The 17,044-nt window shown below is 69.8% G+C and carries 14 protein-coding genes; 7 read left to right on the top strand and 7 right to left on the bottom strand.

Translation table 11 applies throughout. The features are described from left to right. Positions 1-59: 59 nt before the first annotated feature. Positions 60-1,847 (bottom strand): ABC transporter ATP-binding protein, encoded by a 1,788-nt coding sequence (locus ACS5PM_RS02925; RefSeq protein ID WP_439385226.1) that lies wholly within the window; start codon positions 1,845-1,847, stop codon positions 60-62. A 111-nt stretch (positions 1,848-1,958) separates the two neighbouring features. Beyond that, on the bottom strand, positions 1,959-3,704 hold the full coding sequence (locus tag ACS5PM_RS02920) for an ABC transporter ATP-binding protein (RefSeq protein ID WP_439385224.1): 1,746 nt from the start codon (positions 3,702-3,704) through the stop codon (positions 1,959-1,961). A gap of 185 nt (positions 3,705-3,889) precedes the next feature. Here ACS5PM_RS02920 and ACS5PM_RS02915 point away from each other — a divergent pair, with 185 nt between their 5' ends. The 4 genes from ACS5PM_RS02915 to katG all read left to right on the top strand — a co-directional run bounded on the left by ACS5PM_RS02915 (position 3,890) and on the right by katG (position 8,203). After that, positions 3,890-4,339: an Hsp20/alpha crystallin family protein gene (locus ACS5PM_RS02915; RefSeq protein ID WP_439385222.1), complete on the top strand. Its 450-nt coding sequence runs from the start codon at positions 3,890-3,892 to the stop codon at positions 4,337-4,339. Positions 4,340-4,367: 28 nt separating this feature from the next. Further along, positions 4,368-4,787 carry an Hsp20/alpha crystallin family protein gene (locus tag ACS5PM_RS02910; protein ID WP_439385220.1) on the top strand — a complete coding sequence of 140 codons (420 nt, stop codon included), beginning with the start codon at positions 4,368-4,370 and terminating at the stop codon, positions 4,785-4,787. 9 nt (positions 4,788-4,796) lie between these two features. Next, positions 4,797-5,912 carry a S1C family serine protease gene (locus ACS5PM_RS02905; RefSeq protein WP_439385218.1) on the top strand — a complete coding sequence of 372 codons (1,116 nt, stop codon included), beginning with the start codon at positions 4,797-4,799 and terminating at the stop codon, positions 5,910-5,912. 98 nt (positions 5,913-6,010) lie between these two features. After that, on the top strand, positions 6,011-8,203 hold the full coding sequence (gene katG, locus ACS5PM_RS02900; RefSeq protein ID WP_439385216.1) for a catalase/peroxidase HPI: 2,193 nt from the start codon (positions 6,011-6,013) through the stop codon (positions 8,201-8,203). A gap of 42 nt (positions 8,204-8,245) precedes the next feature. Here katG and ACS5PM_RS02895 read toward each other — a convergent pair whose 3' ends face one another. From ACS5PM_RS02895 to ACS5PM_RS02885, 3 genes are all read right to left on the bottom strand, one after another. Then, the gene (locus tag ACS5PM_RS02895) at positions 8,246-9,130 is read right to left on the bottom strand and encodes a phosphotransferase enzyme family protein (protein ID WP_439385214.1); all 885 of its coding nucleotides are present in this window, start codon (positions 9,128-9,130) and stop codon (positions 8,246-8,248) included. A gap of 71 nt (positions 9,131-9,201) precedes the next feature. Continuing rightward, on the bottom strand, positions 9,202-10,887 hold the full coding sequence (locus ACS5PM_RS02890) for an electron transfer flavoprotein-ubiquinone oxidoreductase (protein ID WP_439385212.1): 1,686 nt from the start codon (positions 10,885-10,887) through the stop codon (positions 9,202-9,204). 74 nt (positions 10,888-10,961) lie between these two features. Next, a complete protein-coding gene (locus tag ACS5PM_RS02885; RefSeq protein ID WP_439385210.1) occupies positions 10,962-13,859 on the bottom strand; it encodes a ligand-binding sensor domain-containing diguanylate cyclase in 2,898 nt (965 codons plus the stop codon). Positions 13,860-14,037: 178 nt separating this feature from the next. Between ACS5PM_RS02885 and ACS5PM_RS02880 the strand changes: the two genes are divergently transcribed. The 3 genes from ACS5PM_RS02880 to ACS5PM_RS02870 are packed head-to-tail and all read left to right on the top strand — an operon-like array spanning position 14,038 to position 15,919. After that, positions 14,038-14,820: an SDR family oxidoreductase gene (locus ACS5PM_RS02880; RefSeq protein WP_439385208.1), complete on the top strand. Its 783-nt coding sequence runs from the start codon at positions 14,038-14,040 to the stop codon at positions 14,818-14,820. Beyond that, entirely contained in the window at positions 14,820-15,488 is a 669-nt protein-coding gene (locus tag ACS5PM_RS02875) for a YceH family protein (RefSeq protein WP_439385206.1), read from the top strand. The genes ACS5PM_RS02880 and ACS5PM_RS02875 overlap by 1 nt, the downstream gene beginning before the upstream one ends. Positions 15,489-15,499: 11 nt before the next feature. Next, on the top strand, positions 15,500-15,919 hold the full coding sequence (locus tag ACS5PM_RS02870; protein ID WP_439385204.1) for an acyl-CoA thioesterase: 420 nt from the start codon (positions 15,500-15,502) through the stop codon (positions 15,917-15,919). Between the two features lie 48 nt (positions 15,920-15,967). Here ACS5PM_RS02870 and ACS5PM_RS02865 read toward each other — a convergent pair whose 3' ends face one another. Together ACS5PM_RS02865 and ACS5PM_RS02860 are read right to left on the bottom strand one after the other, a co-directional pair. After that, entirely contained in the window at positions 15,968-16,372 is a 405-nt protein-coding gene (locus ACS5PM_RS02865) for a hypothetical protein (protein WP_439385202.1), read from the bottom strand. Between the two features lie 115 nt (positions 16,373-16,487). Then, positions 16,488-17,030, bottom strand: a complete 543-nt coding sequence (locus ACS5PM_RS02860) for a helix-turn-helix transcriptional regulator (RefSeq protein WP_439385614.1) — start codon at positions 17,028-17,030, stop codon at positions 16,488-16,490. Positions 17,031-17,044: the final 14 nt, after the last annotated feature.

Below are 17,044 nucleotides of genomic sequence, written 5' to 3'. Positions count from 1 at the left end.
CGGAGTCGGCTTCCGAGGACTGCTCAGCTCGCCCGGGCCGCCTCCCAGCGGGGCTCCAGTCAGACGGACAAGTCGGCCTCGTCGTCGTCCTCGGCGGTGGTGAGTTGCTGCAGCTCGACCAGGCGGCGATAGAGGCCGCCTTCGATCTGCATCAGGGCCTCGTGCGGGCCCAACTCGACGATGCGGCCGTGGTTCAGCACGACGATGCGGTCGGCGTCGCGGATGGTCGACAGGCGGTGAGCGATGGAGATCAGGGTCAGCTGGCCGCGCAGCCGGGCCAGGGCCTGCTGCACCACGGCCTCGGTCTCGCTGTCGACGTGCGAGGTGGCCTCGTCGAGCAGCAGGATGCGCGGCTGGCCGGCCAGGGCGCGGGCGATGGCGATGAGCTGCTTCTCGCCCACCGCCAGGCGCGCGCCGCCTTCGCCCAGCTTGGTGTCGTAGCCCTGCTCGAGCCGGCTGATGAAGCCGTGCGCCCCGGCCCCGCGGGCGGCCGTCTCGATCTGGGCCTCGGTGAGCTGGCGGCCCATCGCGATGTTCTCGCGGGCGCTGGCGGCGAGCAGGAAGGGTTCCTGCGGCACCAGGCCCACGGCGTCGCGAAAGGCAGCCTCGTCCAGGCTGGCGAGCGGCTGGCCGTCGATCAGCAGCCGGCCTTGCGTCACCGGATAGAAGCGAAGCAGGAGCGACAGCAGGCTCGACTTGCCGCTGCCGGTCGGCCCGACGATGCCGATGAACTCGCCGGGGGCGATGTCCAGCGAGACATCGCGCAGCACCGGGGTGCCGGGGCTGTAGGCAAAGTTCAGGGCCTCGATGGCGACCGCGCCGGCCGTCACGCGGCCCTCGGCGGCAGGGCGCTCGGCTTCGGCCTCGTCCAGCAGCGTGTTGACGCGGGCCGCGGCGACCATGGCCTGCTGCAGCTGCGAGAACTGCATGGTGATCTGGATCAGCGGCTCGGTGACGCGGCCCACGTACGAGACGAAGGCGTAGAGCACGCCCACCTCGATGGCGTTGAGCGCGCCGCCGCTCTCGCGCAGGCCGAAGACGGCGATCACCACCGTCAGCATCGCGACGTTCAGCAGGTCCAGCGCCGGCCGCAGCAGGAAGGCGTTGGCACGCAGCTCGGCGCGGCGCGAGTGGTAGTGCTCGTCGTTGATGCGGGCGTAGCGGCTGCCGTAGCCCTGCGTGGCGCCGGTGGCCTGCAGCACCGCCATGCCGGAGATCGACTCGGCCGTCTGCGCGTTCAACTCGCTGCGCAGTTCGCGCGTGCGGGCCACCGCGGGCGCCGACAGCCGCTGGTACAGCCACACGATGCCGAACACGGCCGGCACCAGCGTGGTCACGATCAGCATCAGCCGCCAGTCGAGGAAGGCCATGGTCACCAACAGGCTGGCCAGCATGATCAGGCAGTCCAGCATCACGAACAGCACCTGCACGAACAGCTGCTTGACCGCCTCGGTGTCGTTGGTGACGCGGCTCACCAGCTGGCCGGTGATGGCCTTGTCGAAGAAGCTCATCGGCAGCCGCAGCACGTGGCCGTAGACCGACTCGCGGATGCGCCGCACCGAGCGCATCGCCACCCCCGCCAGCCGGCTCAGCTGGCGGTAGCGCACCCAGCTCGCCACCCAGCCCGCGACCAGCGCGCCCAGCAGCAGGCCCGCCATCGCACCGACGGCGGGGTTGTGCGGCAGCAGGTAGCGGTCGATGAAGGCCTTGCCGAGCACCGGCCCCAGCGCGTCCAGCGCAGAGGCCACGGCCAGCCACAACATGCCTGTCCACAGGTGGCGGGAATCGGGCCGGGCCGCACGCCCGAGTAGGTTGGCAGCCTTTCTTGCCGTCGACAGCTGTTTCATTCGAGGCGATCCGAAGGAGTCGCCGCCTTCAAAGGGCGTGCGCGGATCCGGCTCTGCCGGTCCGCTGCGCGAGCCCCCTTGGGGGGCAGCGACCGGAGGAAGCGTGGGGGCCTATTCAAACGAGGCCTCCAGTTGCTGGATGCGCCACTGTTGGGCGTACCAGCTGTGGGCCACGCCCTTGGCGAGCAACTGCTCGTGCGTGCCACGCTCGGCCAGGTGGCCGTGGCGCAGCACGGCGATGAGATCGGCATCCGCGACGGCCGAGAGGCGGTGGCTGACGACGATCACCGTGCGGCCTTGGCGTTGCGAGCGCAGGTGCTCGAGGATGCGGTGCTCGGTCTCGGTGTCGACTGCGGACAGAGCGTCGTCGAGCAACAGCAGCGGAGCATCGGCGAGCAACGCGCGGGCGATGGCGACGCGCTGGCGCTGGCCGCCCGACAGCGTCACGCCACGCTCGCCGACGGGCGTGTCGTAGCCCTGCGGCAGGCGCAGGATGTCATCGTGCACCGCGGCGAGGTCGGCCACCGCCTGGACCTCCTCGCGCGTCGCGCCGGGCCGGGCCAGGGCGATGTTTTCCGCGACGCTGGCCGAAAACAGGATCGGCTCCTGCGGCACCCAGGCGATGCCCGAGCGCAGCGCCGCCAGCGTGTAGTCGGTCAGGGCGATGCCGCTCCACGTGATGCCGCCGGCCTGCGGCATCCATTGCCGCAGCAGCAGCTTCAGCAGGGTGCTCTTGCCCGAGCCGGTGGGGCCGACGAGGCCGAGCGTGGCGCCGGCCGGGATATGCAGCGACAACCCGTCGAGCGCCGCATTGTTCGAACCCGGATAGGCGAAGCGGATGTCGCGCAGGGCGATCTCGCCGGGCTGCACCTTCTCGACGCTGCCGTCGTCGTCGATCGCCAGCGGTTCGTCGAGGACCGCACTCACCCGGCCCCACGCCGCCCGCCCGCGCTGCCACAGCGCCATCACCCAGCCGGCGGCGAACATCGGCCAGATGAGCTGGACGAGATAGAGCTGGAAGCTGGTCAGCTGGCCTATCGTCAGCTCGCCATGCCAGACCAGCCAGCCGCCGAAGGCCAGCGACAGGACGATGGAGGTGGCGAGCGTCATGCCGACGGCCGGCTCGTAGCGCGCCTCCCAGCGCTGCGACCAGTAGGCCGAGTCGGCCGCCTTCTCGGCCAGCTCGGCGAAGACGGCGGAGCTGCGGGCCTCCAGGCCCAGGGCCCGCAGCGTGCGCACGCCGGAGAACGTCTCCTGCACGTGGTCGTTCAGGTCGCCGAAGCGGTCCAGCGCCTGCTTCGACCGGTCGTGCAGGTGGCGGGAGATCCAGGCGAAGCTCCACGCCATGAGCGGGAAGGGCAGCAGCGCGACGCCGGCCAGGCGCCAGTCCACGCCGACCGCCATCGTGGCCACCACCAGCAACAGCGTGAGGGTGCCGTCGAAGCCGGCCAGCATGGCCTCGCCGGCGGCCATCTCCACCGCGTCGACATCGTTGGTGGCCAGGGCCATCAGGTCGCCGGTGCGGCGGGTCTGGTAGAAGCGCGGGCCCTGCGCGGCCAGCCGGGCGTAGAGGCGCTGCCGCACCTCCACCCCCATGCGGTAGGCCGCGGCGTACAGCCGGATGCGCCAGCCGACCCGCAGGCCGTAGATGGCCGCGCCCGCCGCCAGCAGCAGGGCCAGCTCGCGCCACAGGGCCGGGCCGGCCAGCCGGTGGGCGACCAGCGCATCCACCAGGTGGCCGATCTGGCGTGGCATCCACACCGTCAGCAGTGCGATGCCGACCAGCATCACGGCGGCGCCGGCGTAGGCCGCCGCGTGGCGGCGCACGAAGCTGCGGATGAGGGCGGCGAGCGTCATGCGGGAGCTGGGGACGGCTGGTGGCCGAAAGGGAAAGCGGGCGATTCTAGTGAGTTGCTCCACATCAAATCGAAGGGGTCTTGAAGTCCCTCGGGCCGCCCTTAATTCGTTGAGCATGCGGCGCTGAACAGGCCCTTCGAGGACCCCCGGATGCCGCGCTTTCACCCTTGGAAAGGAGCACCGCGATGTACGAATCCCTCTGGAACTTCCCCGGTGGCGTGTGGAGCGAATTCGACCGCCTGCGCCGCGAACTCGACGACGTCTTCGGCAGCGGCCAGCCCAGCAGCATCCGCTCGGCGGCGCCCGGCACCTTCCCGGCCATCAACGTGGGCCAGACGCCCTCCAGCGTCGAGGTCTACGCCTTCGCCCCGGGCATCGACGCCTCGAAGATCGAGGTGGTGATCGACCGCGGCGTGCTGACAATCTCCGGCGAACGCCCGGCCACGCAGGCCAGCAGCGACCAGCGCGTGAGCGTCTACACCCGCGAGCGGCCCACCGGCGCCTTCAAGCGCGCGCTGAGCCTTCCCGACGACGTCGACCCGACTCGTGTGCAAGCCACCTACCGTGACGGCGTGCTGAACGTCAGCATCGCCCGCCGCGAAGAAGCGCAGCCCAAGCGCATCACCGTGCAGTGAGCGCCGTTGCCGAACAGGAGATCTAGCCATGACCGACACCACCCGCACCGAAGTGCAAAAGACCGAAACCAAGGCCCCCGCCGAGCGCCAGGGCAACGCGCAAGCCTCGGCTGACACGCGCGCGCTGCTGCCTCGCGTGGACGTGCTCGAGGACGAGCGCGGCATCACGCTGCTGGCCGACCTGCCGGGCGTGCCGCGCGACCAGCTCGACATCAAGGTCGACGGCGAGACGCTGACGATCGAAGGGACGGTCGCCACCGCGACGCCGCAGGCGCTGCAGCCCGCCTACGTCGAGCTGCGCCTGCCGCGCTTCCGGCGCGCGTTCACGCTCAGCCGGGAGCTGGATGCCGGCCGCATCGAGGCCAACCTGAAGGATGGCGTGCTGAACCTGCGCATCCCGAAGCTGGAGCATGCCCAGCCCCGCCGCGTCACGGTCAACGTGACCTGACGCCGGCGCATGCAGGCGCCCCCGGCATGGCCTGACCGCGACCGCCGCCGTCTCACGGCGGCGGTTGCCTGCTCGCTCCTGCTGGCCGCATGGGAGCCGGCCTCGGCCCGCACCGAGGCCGCCGGGCGCCCGATCGCGCCGCGCGGTCCGCTCTCGGCCGATGAGCAGAACAACATCGCGGTCTTCAAGGCCGCGTCGCCGTCCGTGGTCAACATCACCGCGCTGACCGTGCAGCGAGACTTCTTCTCGCTCGACGTGCAGCAGGTGCCGGCCGGCACCGGCACCGGCTTCGTCTGGGACGAGCAGGGTCACATCGTCACCAACTTCCATGTCATCCAGGGCGCCAGCGCGGCCCGAGTGACGCTGGCCGACCAGAGCACGCACCGCGCCGAGCTCGTCGGCGCCTTCCCGGACCGCGACCTGGCGGTCCTGAAGGTCTCCGTGCCCAAGGCCAAGTTGCCACCCCTGCCGCTGGGCACGAGCAAGGACCTGATCGTCGGCCAGCGCGTGTTCGCCATCGGCAACCCCTTCGGCCTGGACCAGACGCTGACCACCGGCATCGTCTCGGCCCTGGGCCGCGAGATCGAGTCGGTCACGCGCCGCCGCATCCGCGGCGTGATCCAGACGGACGCGGCCATCAACCCGGGCAACTCCGGCGGTCCGCTGCTCGATTCCGCCGGCCGGCTGATCGGCGTGAACACGGCGATCTACAGCCCGTCCGGGGCCAGCTCGGGCATAGGCTTCGCGATCCCAGTCGACGAGGTCAATCGCATCGTGCCGCGGCTGGTCCGCGATGGGCGTTTCGTGCGGCCCGCGCTGGGCATCAGCAGCGCTTCACCAGGGCTGGCGCGTGCGCTCGAGGTGCCACCCGGTGTCACGCTGGTCGGCGTCACGAAGGGCGGTGCGGCCGACCGGGCCGGCCTGCAGCCCTTCAAGCGGGGCAGCGATGGGCGCGTGATCCCCGGCGACGTGATCACCGCCATCAACGATGAACCGGTGGCCGACTTCGACGACCTGCTCTCCGCGCTGGAGCGCTACCGCCCCGGCGACAAGGTGACGCTCACCGTCTGGCGCGCCGGCCAGGTGCGCAAGCAGGGGGTCACGCTCATCGAGTCAGGCGAATAGCGCAAGAAAATTTCCTATCGCTCGAATTGGCACAACCAACTGGCGGCCCCGGGAGGCGCCACGTATCTTCTGGTCCTGTCATCGACCAGGAGATCGCGTTGAACAACGAATCGAAGTGCCCGTTCCCCCACCACGCCGTCCCGCATGCCAAGGCGGGCGCCCATGGCAACCGCGCATGGTGGCCTAACCAGCTCGAGCTGGGCATCCTTCACCAGCACTCGCCGGCTTCCAGCCCCATGGGCGAGGCCTTCGACTACGCGGCGGAGTTCAAGAGCCTCGACCTGGACGCGGTGGTGGCCGACCTGCACGCCCTGATGACGGACTCGCAGGACTGGTGGCCCGCCGACTACGGCCACTACGGCCCGCTGTTCATCCGCATGGCGTGGCATGCAGCGGGCACCTACCGCATCCAGGACGGCCGCGGCGGCGCCGGCACCGGTGCCCAGCGCTTTGCGCCGCTGAACAGCTGGCCCGACAACGGCAACCTCGACAAGGCCCGCCGGCTGCTGTGGCCGGTCAAGCAGAAGTACGGCCGCAAGCTCTCGTGGGCCGACCTGATGATCCTCGCCGGCAACGTCGCGCTCGAGTCGATGGGCTTCAAGACCTTCGGCTTCGGCGGCGGCCGCCCGGACATCTGGGAGCCTGAAGCCGACATCCACTGGGGCAAGGAGACCACCTGGCTCGGCGACGAGCGCTACAGCGGCGATCGCGAGCTGGCCAAGCCGCTGGCGGCCGTGCAGATGGGCCTGATCTACGTGAACCCGGAAGGCCCCAACGGCCACCCGGATCCGGTGGCCTCGGCGCGAGACATCCGCGAGACCTTCGCCCGCATGGCGATGGACGACGAGGAGACGGTGGCGCTCGTCGCCGGCGGCCACACGTTTGGCAAGGCGCACGGTGCCGGCGCCCCGCACCACGTGGGCGCCGAGCCCGAAGGCGCGGGCATAGAGGAACAGGGTTTCGGCTGGCGCAACGCGCATGAAAGCGGCGTGGGCACCCACGCCACCACCAGCGGCCTGGAAGGCGCCTGGAAGCCCAACCCGACGACCTGGGACAACGGTTACTTCGAGACGCTCTTCGGCTACGAGTGGGAGCTGACCAGGAGCCCCGCCGGCGCTCAACAGTGGCGGCCCAGGGATGGCGCCGGCGCCGACACCGTGGTGGATGCGCACGATCCTTCCAGGCGCCACGCGCCGATGATGTCCACCGCCGACCTCGCGCTGCGCTTCGATCCGGCCTACGAGAAGATCTCGCGCCGGTTCCTCGCCAACCCGCAGGAGTTCGCCGACGCGTTCGCACGGGCCTGGTTCAAGCTGACGCACCGCGACATGGGCCCGCGTGCCCGCTACCTCGGCAAGCTCGTGCCGCAAGAGGCGCTGATCTGGCAGGACCCGGTGCCGGCGGTCGACCACCCGCTGGTCGACGTGAAGGATGTCGCGGCGCTGAAGAAGCAGGTGCTCGCCTCGGGCCTGTCGATCGCGCAGCTGGTGCGCACCGCCTGGGCCTCGGCCTCGACCTTTCGCGGCAGTGATAAGCGCGGCGGTGCCAACGGTGCCCGAATCCGCCTGGCGCCGCAGAAGGACTGGGCCGTCAACCAGCCGGCCGAACTGGCGCACGTGCTGTCCACGCTCGAAGGCATTCGCGAAGCTTTCAACACGGCCCAAACCGGCGGCAAGAAGATCTCGCTGGCCGACCTGGTCGTGCTGGCGGGCGACGCGGCGGTGGAAGCGGCCGCAGAGCGGGCCGATGTGGAGCTGGAGTTGGCATTCGCGCCGGGCCGCACTGACGCGACGCAGGACCAGACCGACGTGGCCTCCTTCGCCGTGCTGGAGCCGCTGGCCGATGGCTTTCGCAACTATGCGCAGCCGGGCCTGGAAGGCGCCGCGGCCGAGCTGCTGATCGACAAGGCCCAGCTGCTCAAGCTCGGCGCGCCGGAGATGACCGTGCTGGTCGGCGGCCTGCGCGTGCTCGATGCCAATGTCGATGGCTCGTCACACGGCGTGTTCACGCATCGCCCCGGGACGCTGTCCAACGACTTCTTCGTCAACCTGCTCGACATGAACACGAAGTGGCAGAAGTCGGCGACCGAAGGCGTGCTGGAAGGCCGCGACCGCCAGACCGGCGAGCTGAAGTGGACGGGCACGGTGGCCGACCTGGTCTTCGGCTCCAACTCGCAGCTGCGCTCGCTGGCCGAGGTCTACGCCAGCAGCGACGCGAAGCAGGTCTTCGTGCGCCACTTTGCGGCGGCGTGGACGAAGGTGATGAACCTGGATCGCTTCGACCTGAGGTGATCTGACCGGTGGGCCGGGAAGAGCCGGATCCCCGGTCCGCCTTCAATCCGGAAAGAACTCGCCGGCGCGTTGCAGCAGGGCCCGGCCCCAGGGCCGCGCGTCCACCGTGGGCCAGCAGTCCAGCACCCACTCGATGGTGCAGATCATGCGGAACTCGATGTGGGCCTCGACCTGGCGCTCCAGGCCGGCGGGCCACGGACGCTCCTCGGCATAACCTTCGAACAGGGCGTCACGCAGGCGCGGGTAGTTCTCCCGCTGGTCGTGGTTGCCGACGACGGGGTGCTTGAGGTACTGCAGCGGGGCCGCCAGGTCCAGTGCGTGGTGGGCCCAGCCGCATTCGCTGAAATCGATGGCACCGGCCGCCTGGCCTTCGAAGAGCAGGTTCCACAGATGCAGGTCGCTGTGGATGAAGCCATAGGCGGACGCGTCGCGCGGAAACGTCGCCAGCTCTTCACGCAGGCGGCGCGCGGCGGCCTCGACGCGCTGCTGGCCCGCGTGAGGCAGGGCGGGGTGGAGGGCTCGCCGGCTGTCGGCCCACACGTCCAGCTCGGGGCCGTCACCTGGACGCTGCCCCTGGATGCGACCGGCGTCTACCAGTGATTGGGACACGCGGTGCATCGCCCCCGCCAGACGGCCGACGCGCTTCAGGTGCAGAGCGCGCAAACCTTTGTCGCGCAGGCGGCCGTCGACCCAGCTCAGCAGAACGGCCAGCCGGCCATCGGGCCACCGGTGGATGAATTCGCCGTCGAGGGCGCGCTGCGGCGTCGGCACGTGCAGGCGCTCGGCGCCCAGCGCGGCGAGCCAGGTGATCTCGTCCGCGATCGACGTCGCGGTGGTGATGCGCGGCGGGTAGATACGCAGCGCCAGCTCGCGCGGCCGGGGCCCCTCGATGCGTAGGCGATGGATTTCACAATCGAGTCGCGCCACGCAGCGCGAAGAAGCCACCGACACCCCGTGGTGCGCGGCAACCCAGTCCCTGACCCGTGCCGCGCCCGTCTTCACATGCCGACGTAGTTCGGGCCGCCGCCGCCTTCGGGCGTGACCCAGACGATGTTCTGGGTCGGGTCCTTGATGTCGCAGGTCTTGCAGTGCACGCAGTTCTGCGCGTTGATCTGCAGGCGGTCGCTGCCGTCCTCGTTCTTCACGAACTCGTAGACGCCGGCGGGGCAGTAGCGGCTCTCGGGCCCGGCGTAGTTGGCCAGGTTGACCTGAACCGGGATGCCGGCGTTCTTCAGCGTCAGGTGCGAGGGCTGGTTCTCCTCGTGGTTGGTGTTGCTGACGAACACCGAGGACAGGCGATCGAAGCTCAGCTTGCCGTCCGGCTTGGGGTAGGCGATGGGCCGGCAATCGGCGGCAGGCTTGAGGCACTCGTGGTCGCGCTTGGTGGCATGCAGCGTCCATGGAGGACTTTGCACGCCCAGCTTCGGCAGCAGCCATTGCTCGATGCCGGTCATCAGGTTGCCGACCGTCTTGCCCTTCTTGAACCAGAGCTTGAAGTTGCGGGTCTGGTCGAGCTCGTCCTTCAGCCAGCTCTGCTCGAAGGCCACCGGGTAGGCGGCCAGCAGGTCCTGCGAACGGCCGCTGGACAGCGCATCGGCCAGCGCCTCGGCGCAAAGCATGCCGCTCTTGATGGCCGCATGGCTGCCCTTGATGCGCGCCGCGTTCAGATAGCCGGCATCGCAGCCGACGAGCGCGCCGCCCGGGAAGACGGTGGTGGGCAGCGCCTGTGGCGTGCCATTGTTGATGGCGCGCGCGCCGTAGCCCAGGCGCTTGCCGCCTTCGATGTGGGCGCGGATCGCGGGGTGCGTCTTCCAGCGCTGCATCTCCTCGAAGGGGCTCATGTACGGGTTCTGGTAATCCAGCCCGACCACGAAGCCGAGGGTGACCTTGTTGTCCTCCAGGTGGTAGAGGAAGCCGCCGCCGAAGGTGTCGTCGACCATCGGCCAGCCGGCGGTATGCACCACGAGGCCGGGCCTGGCCTTGTCGGCTGGGACCTCCCACAGCTCCTTCACGCCGATGGCGAAACTCTGCGGGTCCTTGCCCTTGTCGAGCTGGTACTTGGCGATGAGCTGCTTGCCCAGGTGGCCGCGCGCGCCTTCGGCAAAGATCGTGTACTTGCCCAGCAGCTCCATGCCGAGCTGGAAGCCGTCGTGCGGCTGGCCGTCCTTGCCGAGCCCCAGGTCGCCGGTAGCGACACCCTTGACGCGGCCCTGGTCGTCGTACAGCACTTCAGCGGCGGCGAAGCCGGGGAAGATCTCGACGCCCAGGCTTTCGGCTTGCTGGGCCATCCACTTCACGACGTTGGACAGCGACACGACATAGCAGCCGTCGTTGTGCAGGTTGCGCGGCACGAGCCAGTCGGGCGTGCGGGTGGAGCCGGACTCGCTGAGGAAGAGCACGTCGTCCCCGGTGACCGGCTGGTTCAGCGGGGCGCCGAGGTCCTTCCAGTTCGGCAGCAGCTCGTTCATCGCCCGCGGGTCCATCACCGCACCGGACAGGATGTGGGCGCCGGGCTCGGAGCCCTTCTCCAGCACCACCACGCTCACCTCCTGGCCCTTGTCGGCTGCGACCTGCTTCAGGCGGATCGCGGTGGCCAGGCCCGCGGGGCCGGCGCCGACGATCACCACGTCGTATTCCATCGATTCGCGGGGACCGAATTGGGCGAGCAGGTCGGGGGATGTCATGGGTTTTCTGAGGGAAGTTGGGGGTACGGCGCGCGGCGATTCTATCGGCCCCGCGGCAGAATCGAACGGTCGTGCTATTTGCCGGTGCCGGCGTACTCGACGCGGTTGCGGCCGGCGCGCTTGGCGCGGTAGAGCGCCTCGTCCGCCTGTCGGATGAGATCTTCCGACGTGGCGGCTTCTTCGGCGCGGGCGCAGGCGGCACCGAAGGAGCAAGTGACATGGCGTTGCATGCCGTGTGCCAGCATCATCGGTTCACCCGCAATCGCGGCGCGCATGGCTTCGACACGGGCCCGGTCTTCAGCCTGGTCCACGCACAGGCCGCGCAGGATCACCACGAACTCCTCGCCGCCGTAGCGGCCGATCGCATCGTAGGGGCGCACCTCCGCGCGCAAGCGAGCCACGAACTGGCGCAGCACCTCGTCGCCCGCTGGGTGGCCGAGTTCGTCGTTGATGCGCTTGAAGTGGTCGATGTCGGCGAGCAGCACGGTGAGCGGCTGCCGGTCGCGCGCCGAGCGCTCGACATCGTGCTCGAGCATCTCGAGCACCGTGCGCCGGTTCCAGGCGCCGGTCAGGCCGTCCTTGGTGGCCCGCTCCCGCAGTTCCTCGCGCGAGGCTTCGAGCTCGCGGGTCCTTTCGGCCACCAGCTGGGCCAGCTCCTGCTCGCGCTGGCGGGCCAGGCGCATGCGCCATCGGTGGCCGGCGTACGCCAGGGCGGCCAGCAGGGCGCCCGTCAGCAGCCGGAAGGTCCAGGTCTCCCACCAGGGCGGGTCGATCTCCAGGTGCAGGTCGACGTTCGGGCTGCTCATGCCCAGCTGCTGGTCCACCAGGCGGGCTTGCAGCGTGTAGCTGCCGGCAGGCAGGCGCGCGTAGCGGATCACCGAGCCGCCGGTGCGTTGCCAGCGATCGTCGAAGCCCAGCAGGCGATGCTCGAAGGTCTGGCTCGCGCGGTCCCGGTAGCTGGGAGACTCGATCGCGACCTCCAGCGCCTCCGTCAGCGACCACTGCAAGCTCAGGCGGTGCGAGGCAGCGAGCGGCCTGCCGCCATGGACGATGGAGTCGATGCGCACCGGCGGCAGCGTGGGCGAGAAGGCCGTCTCCGGCTCCATCAGGTGCGACAGGCCCTGGCTCGTGCTGATCCACATCGAGCCGTCGGTGTCCTCGAACAATCCGGCGCCCGAGGTGTCGTTCCAGATCAGGCCCTGCGCCTGGTCGAGCAGGCGCCACAGCCGCCCGTTCCACACCGCGACACCGGCGTCCGTGTTGACCCAGAGCCAGCCCCGCCGGTCTTCCAGCATCGCGGCGATCTGGCGGTGGGCCAGCAGGGCGGGCGTGATGTCCTGCTGGCGCGGCGAAGCCGCGGGAGATTCGATGCGGAAGATGTGCCCCCTGGGGTCTGCCGTGTAGAGCACGCCCCCGCGGCCGCAGGCCATCATGGTGAAGGACGTCGGCGAGACCACGCGGGGGGCGGGCGCTTCGGCCACCCGCAGCAATCCCTGGTCGGTGGTGGCCCAGAGGACGCTGGCCTCCGACTCGGTCCGCGTCTGGCACAGGTCGAAGCCGGCGCCGCCGCCGGCCGTGTTCGGCTTGCCCAGCGGCCCGGCCCCTTCGACGGCTGCCGGCCACCAGCCGACGCCCTCATCGCCCGCGAACCACAACTCTCCGTCCGGCCGGGACAGCAGCTTGTAGTGGATGAAGTTCCAGCCTTCGCTGTGCGCCATCGTCGCGAAGGCGTTGGCGGGCGCTGCAGGGCGGCGCAGCAGCCGGCCCATGGCGGACGCCCACACCTGCCCGGCGGCATCCGAATGCAGCGCCATGATCCGCAGGCCCGCCGTGCCCGGGCTCGTTTCGAAGCGACGTGCGCGCTCGTCGAACCGTGCCACGCCCGCATTCGTGGCCGCGTGCAGCACGCCTTCTCGATCCCGCACGACGGACCACACCACGTCGTGAGGCAGGCCGTCGCCCGGCGTCCAATGTTCCCAGCGGCCATAGCCGAGCCACTGCCACAGGCCGCTGCCGCCGCGGCTCAGCCAGACCCCGCCCTCGCGATCCGAGAAGACGGTGAAGAAGCGCCCCCCCGGCGGCATGCCGCGGCTCTTGTCGAACACCTGCCAGGTGGAGCCGCCGTTTCGGGGATCGAGGCGGGCCAGGGCACTGCCGCCACCGGTGAGGATGCGCCCCTGGCGATCTTCCACGAGCGGATAGTTCGGGCCATGCTCGCCCGCGGCCGATGCGGGCAGGTCCATGTCGACCAGCGCTTGGGCGCCCGGTGGCAGGCGGGCCAGCCGGTGGGCGCTGCGCAACCACAGTGCGCCGTCACCCGTCGACAGCAGGCGGCTCCAGATCTGGTGTGCCAGCGGGCCCTCTCCAGCGACGAAAGGGTCGAGCCGTCCGGCCTCGAGCCGGCACAACGCATGCTCGCAACCCACCCACACCGTCCCGTCCGGGGTGGTCGCGACGCTGTAGAGCCGAGGGGGCCTGGTGCCGGCGTCTGGCTTGCCGAGGACTTCGCGGACCTGCCAGTTCGATCCCCCTTGGGTCGTACCACGGATCTCGTAGAGCTGATCGTTGCTGACCACCCAGACCGTTCCGGCGCGATCGACGGCCAGGCCGTTGTGGGACGCCAGCAGCGGCGCCTTGCCGGGACCCTCCACCAGCTGCGTCTTGCCGGCACGCCAGTGGTAGAGGCCGTTGCCGGCGGCCACCCACAGGCCACCGAGCGGATCCGGCAGCACGACGTAGATCTCGATCAGCTCCTGGTCTGCCGCGCGGTGGAAGCGCTGGCCGTCGAACCGGTACAGGCCATTGAGCGTGCCTGCCCACAGGTAGCCGTCGTTGTCCTGCACCACGCTGGTGACGGCGAGGTTGTCGAGGCCGTCGGCCTGGCCATAGCCATGCAGGAGCGCATGTTCGGCGTGCGCCGGCACCATCCCGGCCGCGAGCAGCAGCAGGCCGACCCTCCATGCCAAGGCCATGCCGCGGCACCGTCGAAGCATGGCGATGCCCAGTGAGGCAGACGAAGGGCCAGCAGGACGCATGGCAACAGGCGATAACCCGGTTGGTGAGCGGCACGATGCTGCCATGAATCCGCCGAACGATCGACCGGGGTGTCGCCCCGTGCTACGCTGAATGCCCCCTCGAAGAGCGATCACCATGAGTTACAACATCGACCTTTCCGGCCGCGTGGCCCTGGTCACCGGCGCCTCGAGCGGCCTGGGCGCGCAGTTCGCCCGCGCGCTGGCCAAGGCGGGTGCTGCGGTGGTGCTTTCCGCACGCCGCGTCGAGCGCCTCAAGACCTTGCGTGCCGAGATCGAAGGCGCCGGCGGCGATGCCCACGTCGTGGCGATGGACGTGAGCGATCCGGTCAGCATCCGCGCCGGCGTGGCCCATGCCGAGACCGAAGTCGGGACGCTGGACATCCTGATCAACAACGCGGGCGTGAGCACCACGCAGAAGCTGCTCGACGTGACGCCCGAAGACTTCGACTACGTGATGGACACCAACACGCGCGGCGCCTTCTTCGTCGCGCAAGAGGTGGGCAAGCGCATGGTGGCCCGGGCGCGCGGCGCGGCGCCGGGCACCTTCACCGGCGGGCGCATCGTCAACATCGCTTCGATGGCCGGCCTGCGCGTGCTGAGCCAGATAGGCGTCTATGCGATGAGCAAGGCGGCGGTCGTCCACATGACCCGCGCCATGGCTCTCGAATGGGGCCGCTACGACATCAACGTCAACTGCATCTGCCCGGGCTATATCGACACCGAGATCAATCACCACCACTGGCAGACCGACGGTGGCCAGAAGCTGGTCCAGATGATGCCGCGCAAGCGCATCGGCAAGCCGGAGGACCTGGACCTCGCGCTGCTGATGCTGTGCGCCAAGGAGAGCCACTTCATCAACGGTGCCGTGCTCCAGGCCGACGACGGCTTCGGAGTGTGATGGAGCTGCAGCGGGTGGAATTGCGAACCTTGACGCCCCTCGAGGCGCGGGTCCTCGGCGTGCTGGTGGAGAAGCAGCGCACGGTGCCCGACACCTACCCGCTGTCGCTCAATGCGCTGCAGTCGGGCTGCAACCAGAAGACGGCTCGCGCCCCGGTGATGGAGGCGAGCGAGGCCGACCTCCTGGTGGCGGTGGACAGCCTCAAGCACCTGAACCTGGTGTTCGCCGTCAGCGGTGGCCGAGTGGCCCGTTACGAGCACAACATGGGCCGGGTGCTGGCCGTGCCGAGCCAGTCGGTCGCACTGCTGGCGGTGCTCATGCTGCGCGGCCCGCAGACGGCCGCGGAGCTGCGGCTGAATTGCGAACGTCTGCATCGCTTCGCCGACATCTCCTCGGTCGAGGCCTTTCTCGACGAACTGGCCGAGAAGACGCCTGCGCGGGTCGTCAAGCTGCCGCGCGCGCCGGGCGAGCGAGAAGCCCGGTGGGCGCACCTGCTGTGCGGCGAGCCCGTCCTTCCGCCTGCAGGGGCCGTCGTCCTGTCGAGCGATGCCGGCGTGGCCTCGGGTGAACTGGCCGCCCTGCGAAGCGAGGTCACCCGTCTGGCCAGCGAGCTGGCCGCCCTGCGGGCAGACCTGGCGGCGGTCAAGGGCGAACTCGGACTGGGCTGAGAACGTTCGCCATGCGCTTCGAATTGCCCGCGGACAAGAAGCTGACCTGCGAGATGGTGATCCCCATCCGCTGGGGCGACATGGACGCCATGGGCCATGTCAACAACACCGTCTACTTCCGCTACCTCGAGATCATCCGCGTGCAATGGCTTCACGAGGTCGGCGGGGCACCCGATCCGTCAGGGCAGGGGCCGGTGATCGTCAACGCCTTCTGCAACTTCCTGCGCCAGCTCGAATATCCGGGCGACGTGCTGGCCAGGCACTACGTGGCCAACCTCGGCCGCACGAGCTTCGACACCTTCATCACGCTCGAACGCACCGACAACCCCGGCGTGATCTACGCGGAGGGCGGCGCGACCACGGTGTGGGTCGATTTCCCGTCGGCCAAGTCGATGCCGGTGCCGGACTGGTTGCGCGCGCTCATCGCCTGAGGCCGGGCGCCACGACGGCGCGGCGCCCGGTGGCAGGTTCGAGCCAGGTCACGGCCCCGTGGTCGTCGGGCACACCATCGCGTACTTGACCTCGAGGATGCGCAGCGCCTCGCGGTTGGCCGACGTGTCGGCCGCCCCCAGGAAGGTCAGCACCTTGCCCGAGATGTCGGCCACGGTGCGCGGGTCATCGAGCACCTTGATGTCCAGCTGCGTGTTGCGCGGCAGCTTGTCGACGCCGGGTTGATCGTCCGGCAGCTGGGCCTGGAGAAAGCCCACGATCGCGAAGACGATCTTGTCGGCGTGCGAGGCGCGCACGACGGCGCCATTGTTGGTGCCGCACCGGACGATGGCCGGCTTGCCGATGCCGTCGACGGGCGGGACGGCCGCGTCGGCGGCCCACGGGGTGATGGTGCCCATGGCGGTGAACGCGAGGGCGAATACGGATGCTTTCATGGCCTGCTCCTGGGTGAGTGGTGGATCGAGGCTTCTGCGTTTGGCGCATCGCCTCATCCACAAGAACGGAGCCAGGCGCGCCCATCCGGACATGGCCGGACAGGCGCCGAGAGGGTCAGGCCGAGAGCAGTCGGTGGACCAGCTCGGGCGTGGTGCTCGCGCCCACCTTGCGCATCAGGCGGGCACGGTAGACGTCCACCGTGCGCGGGCTGATCGACAGGCGCTTGCCGATCTGCTTGCTGGTGCCGCCGTCGATCAGCAACGCCGCGATCTCGCGTTCGCGGGCAGTGAAGTCGACCTTCAGCACGCGCCGGGCGGACAAGTCCTCGAAGCTCCAGATGCCGGCCGCATGCGGGTCCGCCGCGTCCAGCGCGCGGCCCGAGACGTGACACCAGAACAGCTCGCCGTCCATGCGCTTCATCACCCGATCGTCGGCGTAGCAGCCGTCGCGGCCCAGGCTCGCGACGATGCGCGCCCCGGTGCGCTCGTACTCGGCCGCGCTGGGGTACAGCGCTTCGAAGGACAGGCCGACCAGTTCGTCGCGCTGCGCACGGAACATCTCGAGCACGCGCCGGTTGCAGTCGACCACCAGTCGTCGGCGCGAAAGGATCATGCCGATCGGCGCCAGGTCGAAGGCGGTGCGGTAGTCGAGGTCGATGGGCACTTCGCCGG

Source organism: Ideonella flava (genome assembly GCF_051857595.1).
Taxonomy (GTDB): Bacteria; Pseudomonadota; Gammaproteobacteria; order Burkholderiales; family Burkholderiaceae_C; genus Ideonella.
This window is presented reverse-complemented; position numbering and strand designations above follow the sequence as displayed.

Excerpts from the sequence above, each read along its gene's own strand:
- ACS5PM_RS02885 (WP_439385210.1), bottom strand. The coding sequence starts at position 13,859 with ATGGCCTTGGCATGGAGGGTCGGCCTGCTGCTGCTCGCGGCCGGGATG.
- ACS5PM_RS02880 (WP_439385208.1), top strand. The coding sequence starts at position 14,038 with ATGAGTTACAACATCGACCTTTCCGGCCGCGTGGCCCTGGTCACCGGC.
- ACS5PM_RS02875 (WP_439385206.1), top strand. The coding sequence starts at position 14,820 with ATGGAGCTGCAGCGGGTGGAATTGCGAACCTTGACGCCCCTCGAGGCG.
- ACS5PM_RS02925 (WP_439385226.1), bottom strand. The coding sequence starts at position 1,847 with ATGAAACAGCTGTCGACGGCAAGAAAGGCTGCCAACCTACTCGGGCGT.
- ACS5PM_RS02890 (WP_439385212.1), bottom strand. The coding sequence starts at position 10,887 with ATGACATCCCCCGACCTGCTCGCCCAATTCGGTCCCCGCGAATCGATG.
- ACS5PM_RS02915 (WP_439385222.1), top strand. The coding sequence starts at position 3,890 with ATGTACGAATCCCTCTGGAACTTCCCCGGTGGCGTGTGGAGCGAATTC.
- ACS5PM_RS02910 (WP_439385220.1), top strand. The coding sequence starts at position 4,368 with ATGACCGACACCACCCGCACCGAAGTGCAAAAGACCGAAACCAAGGCC.
- ACS5PM_RS02905 (WP_439385218.1), top strand. The coding sequence starts at position 4,797 with ATGCAGGCGCCCCCGGCATGGCCTGACCGCGACCGCCGCCGTCTCACG.
- ACS5PM_RS02865 (WP_439385202.1), bottom strand. The coding sequence starts at position 16,372 with ATGAAAGCATCCGTATTCGCCCTCGCGTTCACCGCCATGGGCACCATC.
- ACS5PM_RS02920 (WP_439385224.1), bottom strand. The coding sequence starts at position 3,704 with ATGACGCTCGCCGCCCTCATCCGCAGCTTCGTGCGCCGCCACGCGGCG.
- ACS5PM_RS02870 (WP_439385204.1), top strand. The coding sequence starts at position 15,500 with ATGCGCTTCGAATTGCCCGCGGACAAGAAGCTGACCTGCGAGATGGTG.